General features: G+C 48.8%; 1 protein-coding gene. It reads right to left on the bottom strand.

The window, feature by feature from the left end; all coding sequences use genetic code 11:
• Positions 1-14: 14 nt before the first annotated feature.
• Positions 15-956, bottom strand: coding sequence for an IS30 family transposase (locus tag J7I83_RS17590; protein WP_215102913.1), 942 nt, complete (start codon positions 954-956; stop codon positions 15-17).
• Between the last annotated feature and the right edge of the window lie 96 nt (positions 957-1,052).

The following is a 1,052-nucleotide window of genomic DNA, read 5'->3' as shown; positions in this document are numbered from 1 at the left end:
TGTAAATTGTCAATTCAAGTCGAACGCGGCAAGAAACTCATGAATACCTCAAAGGGCGTGTTGTAATTCAATACTTTCCGAGGGACCTGATTGAAGACCAAGAGAAAATCCAGAATCTCTTTCTGGGTCATCCGGCTGAAGTCGGTTCCTTTTGGATAGGTGCGCCGGATGCGGCCGTTGCTGTTCTCATTGGTGCCGCGCTGGCCAGGCATCCCAGGATCCGAAAAGTAAAACGGGACTTCCAGTCCTTTCTCCACTTCGACCCATAGATGAAATTCCTTGCCCCGGTCAGCGGTGATGGACTTCACCATTTTCTTTGGCAGGTTCTTCAACACATGGATGATTGCCTGGGCTGTTTCACTCGCCGTCTTCGCAGCTAGCTTATAGACAATCTCAAAGCGGCTGGTGCGCTCGGTCAACGTGAGGATCTGACTCTTGTGTGACTTGCCGATGACCGTATCGACTTCCCAATGCCCCACTTGGCTTCGTGGTGCTAGGCGCGCATGGATCTTTTTCAAGCGTGGCATCTTGCCCCGGGTCTCCACTTCGTTGTTTTTCAGCTTCCGTCCTTTGCGGATCAGGAGCTTTTGGGACAGCTTGAACAGGCCGAGTGCCGCGTAACGGTAGATGCTTGAGACACTGATGGGAAAGGGTTTCTTATGCGTTTTCCAGTACCATCCGACGATGCCTTCAGGCGACCAGCCCAACTTGAGTTTAGACAAAATATAGTCGACGTCTTCTTGATTGACCGATCGTCTAGCGCCACAGTTTTCACGTTTGGCCTCGTAATCAGCCTGTGCCAAAAGGGCATTGTAAGGCTTACAGCGTTTCAATTCATAATGGATGGTGCTCTTGCTTCGTTTCAACTGTTTCGCCATGTAGGACAGCGATTTCTCCTCCAGGCAATAACTCTCGATTAGCACACGTTCCCGTGATATAATTTGGGCATAGCTCATTTGGGGACACTCCTTTAGTTGATTCGCGTTAACTATTGTGTACCCATTTGAGTTATTTTTATTTTCTAGCCGTTCGACTTAATATGATAATCTTCA

Origin of the sequence: Planococcus sp. ISL-110 (assembly GCF_018613575.1) — a bacterium.
In the GTDB taxonomy this organism is placed as follows: Bacteria; Bacillota; Bacilli; order Bacillales_A; family Planococcaceae; genus Planococcus.
The sequence above is the reverse complement of the archived record's forward strand: the minus strand, read 5'-3'. Positions and strand labels throughout refer to the sequence as shown.

Excerpts from the sequence above, each read along its gene's own strand:
- J7I83_RS17590 (WP_215102913.1), bottom strand. The coding sequence starts at position 956 with ATGAGCTATGCCCAAATTATATCACGGGAACGTGTGCTAATCGAGAGT.